The organism is Faecalibacterium sp. HTF-F (assembly GCF_023347535.1).
Taxonomy (GTDB): domain Bacteria; phylum Bacillota; class Clostridia; order Oscillospirales; family Ruminococcaceae; genus Faecalibacterium; species Faecalibacterium wellingii.
In genome coordinates this window covers 1,785,578-1,801,758 of record NZ_CP094473.1, presented here as the reverse complement: position 1 = coordinate 1,801,758, position 16,181 = coordinate 1,785,578, and the positions used below count along the sequence as shown (strand labels likewise).

Here is a 16,181-nt window from a genome sequence, read left to right as displayed (position 1 = left end):
TTATGAACGAATCAGAAAAGATCGACCTGCGGGAGCTCAGCCCGTTGGCGCTGGCCTTTGTGGGTGACAGCGTGCTGGAACTGCTGGTGCGTCAGCGGCTGGTGGAGCATCACCGCCTGTCTGCCGGAAAGCTCAACGCAGAAAAGGTCAAATATGTTTCGGCCCGGGCACAGTTCCGGGAGGAACAGCTGTTGGAGCCGCTGTTCACCGAGGACGAACTGGCTGTGTTCAAGCGGGGCCGCAACGCCAGCAAGGCCAGTGTGGCAAAGCATGCATCCCCTGAGGAATACCGCGCTTCCACCGGTTTCGAGTGCCTGCTGGGCTGGCTGTATCTGAATGGGCAGCTGAGCCGTGTGCATGAGCTGTTTGATACGCTCTGGCAGCAGTTTGACCCCAACGAAAAATAAAAACGCGAAAGCCCGCTGCTTTCCGCACTGGAAAACAGTGCCGGAGGGCAGCGGGCTTTGCGGTTTGAGAGAAAGGTCAAAGGGTGCACGTCTGTGGTCCGTCAGGCGCGCAGGGCAGCGTTAGCGGCTGTTTCTGGCGTTGCTGGAACGGCTGTTCGTGGAGTTTTTGGCGCTTTCGTCGTCAGCGCCCTTGGTGTACTGGTTGGGGTGCTTGTGCTCGTTGGTGGCGCTGTTGGAGGTCTGATTGCTGGTGCGGTTGGAAGTCTGGTTGGACGTACGGTTCGAGGTCTGATTCTTGCAGTTATTGCTGCGGTTTTCGGTTGCCATAGTGAATGATCTCCTTTCGGTTTTCCGTGCGGGGCGGTGTGCCCCTCACAAGACCTAGTTTGGCCGCAGACGGCGGCTTTATACATCCCACAGGAGGATTGCAGAATGCCTACAGAATATTTTGAGCAGCGGGAGCGTGCCCTGTTGGGAGAGCGGTTCGACGCACTGTACGCGGCCCCGCAGGAGACCGCCGAGCGCGGCGTGACGGTCTCGGCCCTGCGCACGACGCCGGAGCAGTTCGCCGCAAAGGCAGACTTTTCGCTGGAAGCATCACCCTTTTGCAAGGCGGCATTTGTGGTACACCAGCCGGACTTTAAGCCCGGGCGGCATCCGTACCACCATGCAGGCGTGTTTTACTCGCAGGAGCCGTCGGCGTCCTCGGCAGCGCCGCTGCTGGGCGTGCGGCCCGGAATGCGCGTGCTGGACATGTGTGCAGCCCCCGGCGGCAAAAGCAGTCAGCTGGCGGCGGCATTGCAGGGGCGCGGTGTGCTGGTGAGCAACGAATATGTTGCGGCCCGTGCGGATATCCTGAAAAGCAATCTGGAACGCATGGGCGTGTCCAATGCGGTGGTGCTCAATGAGTCGCCCGCCCGCATTGCGGACGCTCTGCCGGAGTTTTTTGACCGTGTTCTGGTGGATGCACCCTGTTCCGGCGAGGGCATGTTCCGCAAGGAGCCGGTGGCTCGTCAGCAGCATTGTGAAGCGCTGGTGAAGCAGTGTGCTGAGCTGGGCGCGGAAATTCTGGACTGTGCAGCCGCCGTGCTGGCCCCGGGCGGGCAGCTGGTTTATTCCACCTGCACCTTTGCGCCGGAGGAGGACGAGGGACAGGTGGCGGCATTCCTGCAGCGCCACCCGGAGTTCACACTTGCAGATGCCTTGGGAAATGTGGACTATACCTTTGGCAGCGAGGGCGAAGCCAACCGCACCGGCGGTCTGCCGCTGGATGTGAGCAAGGTGCGGCGCATCTGGCCCTGTCAGGGCGGCGAGGGGCATTTTATGGCAAGGCTTATCAAGGCAGGCACGCCTCGCGCCCTGCCGCCGGAAGGAGAATACACCCCGGAGGAGCAGCTCTGGCTGGCCGCAGCGGAAGCCGCAGGCAAAAAGGCCAAGGGGAAGAACGGTAAGCCTGCCAAGACCCCGGACGCCCGCAGCGCCCGCCGCGAGAATGCCCGCGCCTGCCGTGAGGCGGTGCAGGGCAGCAAGCGCAGCCGCGAAGCACAGGCAGGGGAGACAAGCCCTGCCCAGAGCCTTGCAGCGTGGCATGAATTTGCCGGGCAGTATTTCCCGGCGCTGGCAGACCGCCCGGCTGTGGTGCATGGCGGCGGTGTGCTGCTGCCGGTGCCCTTCCCGCAGACGAACCTGCATGTGCTGCGGGCGGGCGTGTTCGTGGGCAGCGTGCAGAAGGGCCGCTTTGTGCCGGAGCACCACCTGTTCACGGCGTTCGGCGCGCAGTGTACGAACTGCGAGCAGCTGACCCTTGCCGACCCGCGCACGACAGAGTACCTTTCCGGCCGTGAGGTGGAGGCCCGCACTGCCGCAGACAGCTGGTGCTGTGTGACGGTGGACGGCTGGCCGCTGGGCGGCGGCAAGGTGTCCGGCGGGCGGGTGAAAAACCACTACCCCAAGGCCCTGCGTCTGCTGTAAACAGGCAGAAAAAGCGCATTTTTCTCCACGACCCGCCGAAAACCGGGCCGATAAGACTTGAACGCTCTGCCCGGTTGTGCTACAATAATAGAGTTAGATTTTGTGTGCTGCCACAATGCGGGCGACCACAGCCCGTCTGCCCGCAGGCGGAGATTTGAGAATATACAGGAGGCTCTTTCCCATGTCTGGACATAGCAAATGGAACAACATTAAGCGCAAGAAGGAAAAGACCGACGGCGCAAAGGCGAAGGTCTTTACCAAGATCGGCCGCGAGATCAGCGTTGCCGTCCGTACCGGCGGCCCGAACCCTGCTTCCAACAGCAAGCTGGCTGACCTGATCGCCAAGGCAAAGCGCATGAGCGTGCCCAACGATAACATCCAGCGCATCATCAAGAAGGCTGAGGGCGGCGATAAGACCGAGTACGAAGCAATCACCTACGAAGGCTACGGCCCCGGCGGCGTTGCTGTCATGGTCGAGACCCTGACCGACAACCGCAACCGTACCGCTGCCGATCTGCGTCATTACTTCGATAAGAACGGCGGCAATCTGGGTGCTATGGGCTGCGTGGGCTTCCTGTTCAGCCAGAAGGGTGTCATTGATATCTCTCTGGAAGATAAGGATGCCGACGAGGCTATGATGGATGCTTTGGATGCCGGTGCCGAGGACTTCGACGCCAGCGAGGATGCAGCTGAGATCACCACCGACCCCGAGAACTACTCTGCCGTGGTCAAGGCCATGGAGGAGAAGGGCTACGAGATCCTGTCCGACGATCTGGCTATGGTGCCCATGACCACCACCCGCCTGACCGACCCCGATCAGCTGAAGCTGATGGGCAAGCTGCTGGATGCACTGGAAGACAATGATGACGTCCAGAACGTCTGGCACAGCCTGGAGAACGAAGAGGACCTGCCGGAATAAGCTTCCGCAAGGCTCTTTGCTCCTGAAATAAGACGATAAAAAGCCGCTTTTTGTGCTGATTGGCACGAAAGGCGGCTTTTTTGTGCTGTGTTGCGGAATGAAGATCGGCCCGATATCTTCGCTGAGCAATAAAAATCCCCCGCCGGCAAGGCATACCGGCGGGGGAAAGGGGGAGAGCGACTATCTTAAAAGATCATTGTACGCTTGCGAGGAACCGCACAAAGCCTGCACGGCCAGCCTCGTCCAGTTTGTAGACGCCGGCGTCGGCGAGGACCTCGGCGAACACCTGACCGATCTCATCCTGCAGGATGGGGTGCACATTGTCGGCGCTGAGTTCAGGGTGACGGGCAAGAATGTCCCCGGCCCACTCGGCATGCTTCTGCAGCTCTTCGGGGTACTGGGCTGCAGGTGTGCGGGAGACCAGCACATCGGCAAGCTCAGCCATTTCCTTTTTCAGGCGGCTGGGCAGCACGGCAAGGCCCATGACCTCGATCAGACCGATGTTCTCCTTTTTGATGTGGTGCAGCTTTGCATGAGGGTGGAACACGCCCAGCGGATGTTCCGGGGTGGTGATGTTGTTGCGCAGCACCAGATCCAGCTGGTATCTGCCGTCCCGCATCCGGGCGATGGGAGTGATGGTGTTGTGGGGTTCGCCGTCCGTCTCGGCAAAGACAAAACAGCTCTCGTCAGAGTAGCCGCGCCATGCGGTCAGGATCTTGTCCGCCAGCTCCACAAGGCGGCTGTCGTCCTCACTTGTCAGACGGATGCAGCTCATGGGCCAGTGCACGATACCGGCATCCACGTCCTCAAAACCGGGGAACACCCACTTCTTTTCAATGGGAGCCTTGGCCATGGCAAACTCGTAATGACCGCCCTGAAAATGGTCGTGGCTCAGGATGCTGCCGCCCACGATGGGCAGGTCGGCGTTGCTGCCCACGAAATAGTGAGGGAACAGGCCCACGAAGTCCAGCAGCTTGCGGAAGGTGGCGCGCTCGATCTTCATGGGGGTGTGCAGATTATTGAACACGATGCAGTGCTCGTTGTAGTAGACGTAAGGGCTGTACTGCAGGTTCCATGCGCTGTCGTTGATGGTGAGCGGGATGATGCGGTGGTTCTCGCGGGCAGGGTGGTTCATGCGGCCTGCATAGCCCTCGTTCTCAGCGCAGAGCTGGCACTTGGGATAGGCGCTCTGGGGGGCCAGCTTTGCGGCGGCAATGGCCTTGGGGTCCTTCTCCGGCTTCGAGAGGTTGATGGTGATGTCCAGATCGCCGTAGGGAGTCCGGGTGACCCATTTCAGATCCCGCTTGATACGGTAGCGTCGGATATAATCGGTATCCTGACTGAACTTATAGAACCAGTCGGTAGCAGCCTGCGGGCCTTCGTTTTCGTAGCGTTCCTCAAAATTGGCGCGCACGATGCTGGGACGCGGAGTCAGCACACCCATGAGTTTGGTGTCGAACAAATCGCGGGCGGTGGAATTGTCCTCGCACACGCCGCGGGCTGCGGCGTCGTCCACCAACGTTTTCAGGATGCTTTCCAGATCAGTGTAGCATACCTCGCCCTCGGGTGCCGTAAAATCGTCCAGCTGCATGGTCATGAGCAGCTGGTTGCGGATATAGATTTCGTCGTCGGGCAGGATGAGCCCGGTGTCCAGCCCGTAATTCACGAGCTGCTGGATGGCGGTAGAGATCACAGGACAGCGCCTCCTTCGGGACGGATGCTCAGCACATGGCAGCGGCCCTCGCCGAGGATGGCCTCCATGTTTTTCTTAAAATCAGCCAGCATTTCCACCGGCACAAAAGCCTGCGCGGTACCGGCAAAGCCGCCGCCGTGCACGCGGACCGCGCCCTTGCCGTTCAGGTAATGCTTGGCGGCAGCAATGGTCACGCCCATTTCCTGATGCTCCTTATACCCGGCGGGGATGACGTTCTGCAGGTATTCCCAGCTGCTGTGGCCGGATTCGTTGACCAGACGCAGGAAGGTGCCGAAATCGCCCTCGCGCAGAGCGGTGACCTGTTTTGCCACACGATCGTTGTCGGCATAAATATGGAAGGCACGCAGCACCGCGCGGTCGCCGCACTGCCTGCGGCATTCCGGCAGCTTTGCAAGGAAGGTCTCAAAGGGCACATCCCGCAGCACCTCGCCGCCGCACACAGCGGCCACAGCGCGGCATTCGGCGGGGACAGCGGCGTATTCGTCGGTCAGGTCGGCATGGTCTGCGCAGGAGTCCAGAATGCACAGTGCAAGGCCGGCCTTGGAGAAATCCACCGGCACCGGCTCCACATCGGGGTGGGCAGGGTCGGCAAAATCAATGGTGATGATGTTGCCCACGCTGGAAGCCATCTGATCCATCAGGCCGCAGGGCTTGCCAAAGTAGACATTTTCTGCCCACTGGCCGATCTGCGCGATCTCGATGGGGGAGACCTTATCGGTCATGAAGCAGTCGTTCAGAATGACGCCGATCAGCACCTCGAAGGCGGCAGAGGAAGAAACGCCGCTGCCCTTGGGCACGTTGGAAGAAATGTACACATCCAGACCGGCCAGCTCTGCGCCCCGCTGACGGAACGCCTCACACTCGCCGCGCAGAAGGGAGATGGTGGTGTTTTCCTCTTCCTTACGGGCGGTCAGGTCGTCAAGGCTGATAACGCACAGGTCGTAGCCCTCGCTCTGCACCCGCAGCTGGTTCAGGCTGTTGGGCGCGGCGGCGGCGATCATATCAATGTTCACGCTGCCGGCCAGAACGCGGCCGTGCTGGTGGTCGGTGTGGTTGCCGCCGATCTCGGTGCGGCCGGGGGCGCTGTAAAGGCCGGCTTCGGCGTGGGGGCCAAAGGTGGTCTCCAGACCATTCAGGGCTGCTTCGTAGCGGGCAGCCTGCGGGGCGGTCTCTTCGGGTGCGCAGCAGTACAGCGATGCCAGACGGGCAGCGTGTGCGCCGCTGGAAAGCTCCTGCTTCCATGTGGAAACAGATTTCATCATAGGATAGTCCTCCTTTTGAGCGGGTTGGAACTGCAAGTACAGGGCAGCATACAGGACGCTCTGCACACTTCTGCCTTTATCATATAAAATCCGGACAGAAAAAACCATGTGTTATTGTTGCATCTGAATGAAAAGTTGCAAAAAGTGTAAAATCCGGCATCGGAAGGGAAATGGACGATTGAAATAAAATCAATTTAGAAACGGAAAAACCATTGTGGAAAACGCCTGTGAATCGGGTGCTTTGCGCAAGGTGGACAAACACTGCACGGCATGGAGATTTGCGTCGGACAGATGGGACAATGCCGTTGACGGCCATGACCCTTCCGGTGAAATAAAAAAACCGGGGCTGCTGCACATCGTCTGGTGCGGCAGTCCCGGCCTCCTATGATATAAGATCCCGCCTGAGCGGTTATTTTGCAAAATCGCTGCCGGTCAGGCCGTCCATGTTCAGCATTCCTTCCAGTGCAGCCACATCGGCGGAGACATCCAGCGCGTCGGACTGGAACAGCTTGTCCAGCTGGTTTTCAAAGGCGGTCACCAGCAGGTCCATGCTGCGCTCGATGTTCTTTTTGGCATCGGCGATGTTTTCCCCTTGTACATCCTGCGCAGGAAGGCTGGCATAGGTGTTCAGCAGCTTGAGAGCGGTGGGCAGATAGTAGTCCATAAATTTCTGCAGCTGCGCCTTTTTGCCGGGGTCCTGCTTTGCCAGCTCAAAGATGCGGGCGCTGACCGCTTCCAGACGGCTGATCTTGGCGGTCATCACCGGGTCAGGAATGGCATCGTTGGCCTGCCGCAGCTGCTGCAGAAGGGCGGCGTACTGGTCCGCTGGTGCCGGTGCGGGCTTCGGTTCCGGCTGCTTGGGCGGCTGGGGCGCAGCACCGCGCACCACAAGGGTAGCGGTGCGGTTGTCGATGTAGGCGTCGGCACCAAAGTAACCGTGGGAAATGGCACTTTCCACCGCAGCACGCCCCTTTGCGGCATCGATGCCTGCGGCGGCAAACAGCTCGTCCAGCGGGATGTTGTCGCGGTCGCCTGCGATCTTGTCCAGCAGGCGTTCCAGCTTGCGGGTGCGGTCCATGCGCAGGCCGGTCAGCAGAGCAGCGCCGCCGCCCAGCATCTGGGCGATGGCTGTAAACGCCTCCATCATGCTGTCAGCATCATCCATGAACAGGGTGCTGAAGCCTGCAAACAGAAAGACGGCACCGCCGATGGTGCACAGGGTGGTAAGGAGCTTGTGCCGCTCCTTGGCATCCTTCTGCTCTTTGGTGGGAACATCGTGGCCGTAAGTTGGCTCGGTTTCCTGCCGGGGTGCCGTCTGCGCAGGGGCGGGGCCGAGGTCGGAACGATAGTCTGCCTGCGCCTGTGCAGCGGCTTTTTCTTCTTTTTCAGCGTTTTTATCGATGCTTTTTAAGATGAACAGCAGCACGCCCAGCGGTGCCGACATGGCAAACACAATAAAAATGGCAATGGTAGGGATATGCGCAAAATAGTGCTTCTTTGGCTGCATGGATAAGACCTCTCAATGTATCAAAAACAGTTCAAAACAGAAAAAGACCGCGTTCCACTCTATTATAGCGGAGCACGGTCTTTTTGTTAAGGGGTAAATATCGATGCGTGCGAAAACAGCAGGGGAGTAAGACCGCTGTTTTCCGGGAAACGTTACTTCATCAGGCTACAGACGGCCTCCGCGTAAGCGGCAGGGTCATCCACCGGCAGACCTTCAATGAGCTGTGCCTGTGCATACAGCAGAGCGCTGTACTTCTTGAGCTTGTCGGTGTCACCGGCCTCCTGTGCGGCCTTGAGCACGGCAAACACGGGATGGTTGACATTCAGCTCCAGCACCTTGTCGCTCTTTACGCCCTCGCTGCCGGGCTGCTTGGACAGCACCTTTTCCATTTCGATGGACAGCGGGCCGTCGGCACTCAGACACACGGGGTGATCCTTCAGACGGGTGGAGACCTTGACCTCCTTCACCTTGCCGTCCAGAGCATCCTTCATAGTGTCGAACAGAGCCTTGTTCTCGGCGGTGGCATCCTCGGCGGCCTTCTTCTCTTCCTCGGTCTCAAGGCCCAGATCGCCGCTGTTGACATTCTTGAACTCCACAATGCCGTCCTTGCCCTCAGCATCCTTGCGGGGATAGCTGCGCAGGATCTGCAGGCAGAACTCATCCACATCCTCGGTCAGCAGCAGGACGTCATAGCCCTTATCCATGACCAACTCAGCGGCGGGCAGCTTTGCCAGACGGTCGGTAGAATCACCGGCAGCAAAGTAGATATACTTCTGCTCAGCGGGCATCTTGTCCACATACTCCTGCAGGGTGACCATCTTCTGCTCCTTGGCAGACCAGAACAGCAGCAGGTCGCGCAGCAGCTCGGCGTGCATGCCGTAGTCGGAGTAAGCGCCGAACTTGATCTGACGGCCGAACTCCTTCCAGAATTCCTCGTACTTCTGGCGGTCGTTGGCCAGCATGGCGTGCAGCTCGTTCTTGATCTTCTTTTCCAGAGCGTTGTGGATCAGCTTGAGCTGGTTGTCCTTCTGCAGCATCTCGCGGCTGATATTCAGGCTCAGATCCTGACTGTCCACGATGCCCTTGACGAAGCTGAAGTAATCGGGCAGCAGGTCAGCGCACTTCTCCATGATGAGCACGCCGGATGCGTACAGGGCCAGACCCTTCTCGTAATCCTTGGTGTAGAAATCGTAGGGGCGGTGGCTGGGAACAAACAGCAGGGCGTTGTAGTTCGCGGTGCCCTCGGTGCGGCTGACGATGACACGGGCAGGATCGGTATAATCGTTGAACTTCTCTTTATAGAAGCTGGCGTACTCTTCGTCGGTCACTTCGCTCTTCTGCTTTTTCCAGATGGGCACCATGCTGTTCAGGGTCTCCAGCTCGGTGTAGCTCTCCCACTCGGGCTTGTAATCCTCGGGCTTGGGGTCCGGTTCCGGCTTCTGGCGCTCGTGCTGGCGCTCCATCTGGATGGGGTAGCGCACATAGTCGCTGTACTTCTTGACGATGGCAACAATGCCGTATTCATCCAGGAAATTATCGTAGTGGTCGGTCTCGGTGTCCGGCTTGATGTGCAGGATGATCTGGGTGCCGGCGGTGTCCTTCTGGGCGGGGGTCATTTCGTAGCCGTCCACGCCGGAGGACTCCCACTGCCATGCTTCATCCGAGCCATAGGCCTTGGAAATGACCGTGACCTTGTCGGCGACCATGAAGGAGGAGTAGAAGCCCACGCCGAACTGACCGATGATGTCGATGTTCTCGTCCTTGTTGTCTTTCTTGAAGTCCAGAGAACCGGAGTGGGCGATGGTGCCCAGATTCTGTTCCAGTTCCTCTTTGGTCATGCCGATGCCGTTATCCTCGATGGTCAGGATGCGGTTATCCTTGTCGCGGGTGATGAGGATGCGGAAATCGCCCTTGTTCATGCCCACGGAGGGATCGGTCAGACTCTTATAGTAGAGCTTATCAATGGCATCCGATGCGTTGGAGATCAGCTCCCGCAGGAAGATCTCCTTATTGGTGTAGATGGAGTTGATCATCATATCCATCAGTTTTTTGCTTTCAGCCTGAAATTCTTTCTTAGCCATAATGCAAGACCTCTTTTTATCTGTATTCAGCGCCGGGCACTCGGGAAGCTGAAACACTTCGAAATGCTTAGCACTCATAACTTTCGAGTGCTAATATACACCGCTTCCCGGCAAAAATCAAGGGCTTTCATAAAAAGTTTAAAAATCGGAAGCGGCCTGCGGTCTGTGCAGACCTTTTGTGCCTGCCAATAAAAACGGAACTGCCATTATAGATGACCGTGGTGCACACAAAGACGGGTTTAAATCGTATTTCAAATGAAAGCGTTTTGTGCTATAATGAACCCCGAAGATCATTTCCGAAGGGGGAAAATATCATGCAGCTGAAGCAGCTGGAACTGGAGGGCGGCGGAACGCTGACTGTTTATCTGCGGGAATCCTGCGAACGGATGCCGAAGGCCATCGACCGGCCTTTGGTGCTGGTGGTGCCCGGCGGCGGCTATACCCACGTCAGCGCCCGGGAGGGCGACCCGGTGGCACTGCAGTTTGCAGCAGCGGGTTATCATGCCGCTGTGCTGGACTACGCCATCTGCGAACAGGCGAAGGACGGTCTGCCGCTGCGCCAGCTGGCACAGGCCATCGGCCTTGTGCGGCAGCACGCGGCCGAATGGCATATCCTGCCGGAAAAGATCGCAGTGTGCGGCTTTTCGGCGGGCGGCCATCTGGCACTTTCCGGTGCTGTGCTGGACATTCCCGGGGAGCGCGCCCAGCCCCGGCCCGATGCGGTGATCCTGGGCTATCCGGTGATCACCGCAGGACAGTATGCCCACCGCGGCAGCTTTGTGCAGCTGGCGGGCAGCACCGACCCGGCGGCACAGCAGGCATTCGGTCTGGAGGATAAGATCACGCCGCAGACGCCGCCGGTGTTTGTGTGGGCCACCATGGAGGACGCCACTGTTCCGGTGGAGAATACGCTGATGCTGGTGAGCGCTCTGCACAGGGCAGGTGTGCCCTGCGAGGCGCATCTGTTTGAAAAGGGGGTGCACGGCACCAGCATCAGCACCGCAGAGGTGGATCAGCCCAGCCGCCACCGGCATCACTGGGTGGAACTGGCAGTGGAATGGCTGGGAGACACTTTTGACTGGTCGGTTGGATAAATCTGACATATTTGAACGAACCTACAAAAAATTTACAATTAAACTGTTGACTTGCATAAACCTTTGACGTATACTGGTCAGCAGGGACAAACTCAAGGAGGAATACCTATGGTTATGGACCCGACCCTGCCGCGTGTTTCTGTGCGCGACCTGCTCATGCAGGCATTTCTTACCGGATGGGAGCTTTCGGACAAGACAGTCTCGCAGGACGAATACCTGCAAAGCTCCATTCAGGTGATCGAAATGCTGCAGGTGGAACCGGAAAACCTTTATGCCGAAGAAGGCCTTGGCCTGCCGGACGGCGAAGAGGTGGATCATCTGGACGATTGGCTGCGTGCCGACGGCCAGTGGCTGTACTACGGGGTGGAGGAAGAGAACTTCTTCCTGATCCAGTGGTATCCGGACAAAGCGGCTGCAAACGCAAAGCTGGCCCAGCTGGAAGAACTGGGCGACGGCAAGCAGTATCTGGTAGATCTTTCCCTCAAGCGGGAGAACCCTTCCAGCGCAGAAAACTTCGGCAATTCCAATCCGGTCCAGCTTCGTTCCTGAAAACATCACCTTAAAGCGAAAGGAAATTTTGCAGCATGCAGCTTTCTGAGATCGAGCGCGAACAGCTTTATGCCATCGTAGAAAAGTACGATCATCACCCGGATGTACAGCGGATGCGGGAGTATATCCAGCACGGTTCTGTCACCACCTACCAGCATTGCAAGAATGTGGCGCTGGTGAGCTTCTGGCTCAACCGCCGTCTGCATCTGCACGCCGACGAGACCTCGCTGGCGGTGGGGGCCTTGCTGCATGATTTTTATCTGTATGACTGGCATAACAAGGGCACCTTCCACGGCCTGCGCCGGTTGTTTGAGATGCACGGCTTCTCGCACCCGGGCTGTGCCTGCATCAATGCAGAGCGTGTGTTCGGCATCACCAAAAAGGAACAGAGCATCATTTCCAGCCACATGTGGCCGCTGACCTTCCGTCATGTACCCACCTGCCGTGAGGCCATTATCGTCTGTCTGGCAGATAAGTACTGCGCTGTGGTGGAGAGCATGTTCCAGCGCTCCCACGCCGGTGCTGTGGTAGACGGCAGCGTGGAAGTCGATGGCGAAGAGTGGTAAGCCTGCCTGCTGGTAAATAAGCGAAACAAAAAAAGGACTCTGCATCGTCAAGGTGCAGAGTCCTTTTTTGCATCTCACAGCTTTTTGTAGCCCTCCGGCTCATCCGCAGCGGCGCGGCGCTCCATGAGGAAGGTGTCCAGCCAGCGGCCATGACAGTCCCGTGCAATGCGCTCGCGGCGGCCTACCAGGCGGAAGCCACACTTGGTGTGCAGGGCACGGCTGGCAGCATTATCCTGCAGCACGGTGGACTGCAGGGTCCAGTAGCCGGCCTCTTCGGCCTGACGGCACAGCTCGGCCAGCAGATGACAGCCCAGTCCATGGCCGCGGAACTGCTCCCCCACATAGATGCTCACCTCCGCTACGCCGCGGTAGCACCAGCGCGGGTCTACCCGGTGCAGTGCGGTCCACCCGGCAATGACATCATCCACCAGCAGCACCAGCCGACAGTCCTTTGTGTGGGAGGCATCCCACGCAGCGTATGGGGGGCAGGTAGTCTGAAAGGTGGCATGTTCTGTGGCGATGCCCTCTAAATAGATTCTGGAAACGGCGTCCCAGTCTTCCGGCTCCATGGGCCGGATCGTGATCTTGCTCATATGCAATTTCCCAGCGGACAGGCAGAAGCCTGCCCATACCCTCAACTCTCAAAAATGACCGATTTCAGTATAGCAGAATTTGCAGTGCGGTACAAGCGCCGCACTGCACAGAAATTTCTTTGACATCAGGCAGGTTTGTGATACAATAAAACATATAAACAAGGGCACGGCGCAGAGACCGCCGCTGCAGAACGGAGGACATTGACACATGAAATGGATCAGAACGGCACTATGTGCGCTGGGAATGCTGGCGTGCCTTTCACTTTCGGCTTTTGCAGCAGAGCTTGGAGAGCCGAACATCACAGAGCAGACCACGATGAAGGAGCTGCGTGAAAACCCCAGTATCAAGGGTTCGGGCTTTTACACCTACTGCAACGAGTGGATCGAGGGCAGCACAAAATACGACAACACGCCTATTAAGGGCTATGTGAGCTGGGCGGCCTCTGAGGATGCCGCCGAGGGCATGAACCTTGTGATCGAGAACTACAACAAGGGCGTGCAGGTCACATGGCAGGTGTATACACCGGAAGAGATCGAGGCAGACCCGGCGCTGGGCATGGTGCAGCTGTTTTATTTCCCGGCAAAAACGGAAAACGCCAAATATGTGGTCGTGGTGCCCGGCAACGGAGGCAACACCACGGCAGAGCTGAACGAGGGCGCATCCATCGCGAACCAGTTGCACGATCTGGGCTATGCGGTGTTCGTGCTGCGGTACCGTTCGTTCCTGAATGCTTCCGACAACGCGCCGCTGTACGACATTGCCAATGCCGTGAAGTATCTGACCAAAAATGCAGAGCAGTTCGGTGTCCAGCGCGAGAACTACGCCCTGATGGGCTTCTCGTCCGGCGGACACATCGTGGGACTGATCGGCTCGGACAACGAGCGGTTCGGCTACAAGGCCTTTGGCATTCCTCAGCCGGCAGCACTGCTGCTGGGTTATCCCATCAACGATTTCTATGAGGTAAAGCCGCTGTACCACATTGCCATCGACCCGCTCATGATCAGCTGGCGTTACTACTGGACCAACATCTCGGATGTGGTAAACAAGAATTACACCCCCACCTTCTTCTGGTACGGCAAAAACGATTATTACATGGAGTGCATGAACTACGAAAAGCAGGGCCCCCTGCTGGAAAAGACCCTGAAGGAGAGCGGTGCGACCTATCAGTGCGTGGTGTATGAGGACGCCCCGCACGCCATTGGCCCGGGCCGTCACACCGATGCGGACGGATGGATCAAGCTGGCTACTGAGTTCTGGGAGGAACAGTGTAAATAACCGACAGAAAAAGGGGATTGCTGTGAAAAAACGATTTCGTGCGGTGCTGCTGAGTCTGGGACTCCTGTTCCTGCTGGCACAGCCTGCATTTGCGGCAGAGCTGGGCGAGCCCAATATCACACCGCAGACCAAAATGGAGGAGATCCGCTCCAACCCCAGCATTGTGGGGGCGGGCATCTACACATATTCACTGGACCAGGATCGTGCGCTGGATCGGTTGTACTGGGATGCACAGCCGTTGAGCCGCCTTTCCAATCACTGGACGGCGCAGGATGCGGCAGATGGACTGAATTACCTGATCCGAACATACAATGCCGGACAACAGGTGACTTTTCCGCTCTATACGGCAGAAGAAATCGCTCAGGATACCAGCAGGGATGGTGTAGAACTGTATTATATGCCGACAGAAAATGCACAGCCGAACCAGAAATATGTGCTGGTGATCGGAGGAAATGCCATTGTGGTCAGCGCGGAAATCCGCGAAGGCATTTCCACGGCATGGAACCTGCACGAAATGGGCTACCCGGTGTTCGTGCTGCGCTACCGGATCGGCATAAAAGCGACCAACAATGCGCCGCTGGAGGATGTGGCCCGTGCCGTGCAGTATATCACTGAGCATGCAGAGCAGTTTGGTGTACGGGCACAGGATTACGCGATCCTGAGCTATTCCTCCGGTGGACAGATCTCTGGCCTGTTCGGCACCGATGCGGTGGGCTATAAAAACTACGGCCTGCCGAAGCCGGGCGCAATGCTGCTGGGCTACCCGGTAAATACCTTTCTGGAGTTCGAGCCGCTCTATAATGTTCTGCTGGATACCGGTGTGTGTCAGCAGCGCTATTATAAGATGACGCTGTCGGATTACATCACGCCGGACTATCCCCCTACCTACCACTGGTGCGGTAAGAACGACCTGACCCTAATGAGCATGTGCTGGTGGGCACAGGGACCGGTGCTGGAAAAAGCGCTGGTCCGGAACGGTGTTGCCCATATTTATCATGTGTATGATAATGCACCGCATGCGGTAGGTGCGGGTAAGGGCACCGATGCAGAAGGCTGGCTGACGGAGGCAGCTGCGTTCTGGGAAGAACAGGTCGGATAAAAAGGAGATGTGGCAATGAGACACAAACTCTGTACGGCTGCAGTGTGCATCGGGATGCTGCTGGCTCTGGCACTGCCCGCATGGGCGGCAGAATACGGCAAAGCCAATATTACCCCGCAGACCACGATGAATGAGCTGAGGGAAAATCCCAGCATCGTGGGCTCCGGCCTGTACACCTACTCGCGTGAGCAGGACTGCACCCTGAAACAAGCCTACTGGGGTACACAGGAACTTGAAAAGTTCTCCAATCAGTGGACGGCACAGGATGCGGCAGAGGGCCTCAATCAGCTGATCCGGAATTATAATGCGGGCATCCAGATCACCTACCCGCTGTATACGGCAGAGGAAATTGCGCAGGACACCAGCCGGGATGTTGTGGAGCTGTACTATTTTCCGGCGCAGGGAGAAACGAAAAACCGGAAATATGCACTGGTGCTGGGTGGAAATGCCCTGATCACCAGCGCCGAGATCCGCGAGGGCATATCTACGGCGTGGCAGATGAACCAGATGGGCTATACTACGTTTGTGCTGCGCTACCGTATCGGGATACGGGCAGGCGGCAACGCACCTATGGAAGATGTGGCGCGGGCAGTGCAGTATATCACCGCACATGCAGAGCAGTTTGATGTGCAGCCGGAGCAGTATGCGGTGATCGGATACTCTTCCGGCGGACAGATCACCGGTCTGTTCGGTACAGATGCAGTGGGATACCGGAACTACGGCTTGCCAAAGCCTGGTGCTCTGCTGCTGGGTTATCCGGTAAATACATTCCGGGAACTGAAACCGGGCTATCGGATCCTGCTGGATCCCGGTGTGCTTGCACAGCGGTATTACGATATGAATGTGTCGGACTATATAACGCCGGATTACCCACCGACCTTTTTCTGGTGTGGCAAAAATGACCTGACTCTTATGCTGATGGACTGGTACGCACAAATTCCGCAGCTTCAAAAAGCGATGGAGAAGAACGGCGTGCCCTATGTCAGCCATGTGTATGATAACGCGCCGCATTCGATTTCTACAGGACGCGGCACCGATGCAGAAGGCTGGCTGAACGAGGCTGTTGCATTCTGGGAAGAACAGACAAAATAAAAAACACGCAGATCCGGGCTTTGCAGCTGCACAGCCCGGATTTTGCAATGG

General features: G+C 57.9%; 15 protein-coding genes. 9 read left to right on the top strand and 6 right to left on the bottom strand.

The window, feature by feature from the left end; all coding sequences use genetic code 11:
- Positions 1–2: 2 nt before the first annotated feature.
- Positions 3–407, top strand: a complete 405-nt coding sequence (locus tag MTP37_RS08615) for a Mini-ribonuclease 3 (protein ID WP_249236902.1) — start codon at positions 3–5, stop codon at positions 405–407.
- A 120-nt stretch (positions 408–527) separates the two neighbouring features.
- Here the strand turns inward: MTP37_RS08615 and MTP37_RS08610 are convergent, their stop codons facing one another.
- The gene (locus MTP37_RS08610) at positions 528–734 is read right to left on the bottom strand and encodes a hypothetical protein (RefSeq protein WP_249236901.1); all 207 of its coding nucleotides are present in this window, start codon (positions 732–734) and stop codon (positions 528–530) included.
- 105 nt (positions 735–839) lie between these two features.
- Here MTP37_RS08610 and MTP37_RS08605 point away from each other — a divergent pair, with 105 nt between their 5' ends.
- Together MTP37_RS08605 and MTP37_RS08600 are read left to right on the top strand one after the other, a co-directional pair.
- Positions 840–2,378 carry an RsmB/NOP family class I SAM-dependent RNA methyltransferase gene (locus MTP37_RS08605; RefSeq protein WP_249236900.1) on the top strand — a complete coding sequence of 513 codons (1,539 nt, stop codon included), beginning with the start codon at positions 840–842 and terminating at the stop codon, positions 2,376–2,378.
- Between the two features lie 181 nt (positions 2,379–2,559).
- On the top strand, positions 2,560–3,297 hold the full coding sequence (locus MTP37_RS08600) for a YebC/PmpR family DNA-binding transcriptional regulator (protein ID WP_044954219.1): 738 nt from the start codon (positions 2,560–2,562) through the stop codon (positions 3,295–3,297).
- A gap of 193 nt (positions 3,298–3,490) precedes the next feature.
- On the opposite strand, the gene galT is transcribed toward MTP37_RS08600, so the two are convergent.
- From galT to htpG, 4 genes are all read right to left on the bottom strand, one after another.
- Complete coding sequence (gene galT / locus MTP37_RS08595; RefSeq protein WP_249236898.1) at positions 3,491–4,990, bottom strand: UDP-glucose--hexose-1-phosphate uridylyltransferase; 1,500 nt, start codon at positions 4,988–4,990, stop codon at positions 3,491–3,493.
- Complete coding sequence (locus MTP37_RS08590; RefSeq protein WP_249236897.1) at positions 4,987–6,273, bottom strand: galactokinase; 1,287 nt, start codon at positions 6,271–6,273, stop codon at positions 4,987–4,989. Before MTP37_RS08590 ends, galT begins: the two co-directional genes overlap by 4 nt.
- 409 nt (positions 6,274–6,682) lie before the next feature.
- Positions 6,683–7,780, bottom strand: coding sequence for a 5-bromo-4-chloroindolyl phosphate hydrolysis family protein (locus MTP37_RS08585; protein WP_249236896.1), 1,098 nt, complete (start codon positions 7,778–7,780; stop codon positions 6,683–6,685).
- Between the two features lie 152 nt (positions 7,781–7,932).
- Complete coding sequence (gene htpG / locus MTP37_RS08580) at positions 7,933–9,861, bottom strand: molecular chaperone HtpG (protein ID WP_249236895.1); 1,929 nt, start codon at positions 9,859–9,861, stop codon at positions 7,933–7,935.
- A 314-nt stretch (positions 9,862–10,175) separates the two neighbouring features.
- Here htpG and MTP37_RS08575 point away from each other — a divergent pair, with 314 nt between their 5' ends.
- The 3 genes from MTP37_RS08575 (at position 10,176) to MTP37_RS08565 (ending at position 12,070) form a co-directional block, all read left to right on the top strand.
- Positions 10,176–10,955 carry an alpha/beta hydrolase gene (locus MTP37_RS08575; protein WP_249236894.1) on the top strand — a complete coding sequence of 260 codons (780 nt, stop codon included), beginning with the start codon at positions 10,176–10,178 and terminating at the stop codon, positions 10,953–10,955.
- A 108-nt stretch (positions 10,956–11,063) separates the two neighbouring features.
- On the top strand, positions 11,064–11,504 hold the full coding sequence (locus tag MTP37_RS08570; protein ID WP_249236893.1) for a hypothetical protein: 441 nt from the start codon (positions 11,064–11,066) through the stop codon (positions 11,502–11,504).
- 35 nt (positions 11,505–11,539) lie between these two features.
- A complete protein-coding gene (locus tag MTP37_RS08565; protein ID WP_249236892.1) occupies positions 11,540–12,070 on the top strand; it encodes an HD domain-containing protein in 531 nt (176 codons plus the stop codon).
- Positions 12,071–12,144: 74 nt separating this feature from the next.
- Here MTP37_RS08565 and MTP37_RS08560 read toward each other — a convergent pair whose 3' ends face one another.
- Complete coding sequence (locus MTP37_RS08560) at positions 12,145–12,663, bottom strand: GNAT family N-acetyltransferase (RefSeq protein ID WP_249236891.1); 519 nt, start codon at positions 12,661–12,663, stop codon at positions 12,145–12,147.
- Positions 12,664–12,871: 208 nt separating this feature from the next.
- On the opposite strand from MTP37_RS08560, the gene MTP37_RS08555 reads away from it, so the two are divergent.
- Genes MTP37_RS08555 through MTP37_RS08545 form a run of 3 tightly spaced genes read left to right on the top strand, consistent with a single transcriptional unit; the run spans position 12,872 to position 16,130 of the window.
- Positions 12,872–13,939 (top strand): alpha/beta hydrolase, encoded by a 1,068-nt coding sequence (locus MTP37_RS08555; RefSeq protein WP_249236890.1) that lies wholly within the window; start codon positions 12,872–12,874, stop codon positions 13,937–13,939.
- Between the two features lie 22 nt (positions 13,940–13,961).
- The gene (locus MTP37_RS08550; RefSeq protein WP_249236888.1) at positions 13,962–15,038 is read left to right on the top strand and encodes an alpha/beta hydrolase; all 1,077 of its coding nucleotides are present in this window, start codon (positions 13,962–13,964) and stop codon (positions 15,036–15,038) included.
- A gap of 15 nt (positions 15,039–15,053) precedes the next feature.
- Positions 15,054–16,130 (top strand): alpha/beta hydrolase, encoded by a 1,077-nt coding sequence (locus MTP37_RS08545; RefSeq protein WP_249236887.1) that lies wholly within the window; start codon positions 15,054–15,056, stop codon positions 16,128–16,130.
- Positions 16,131–16,181 lie beyond the last annotated feature (51 nt).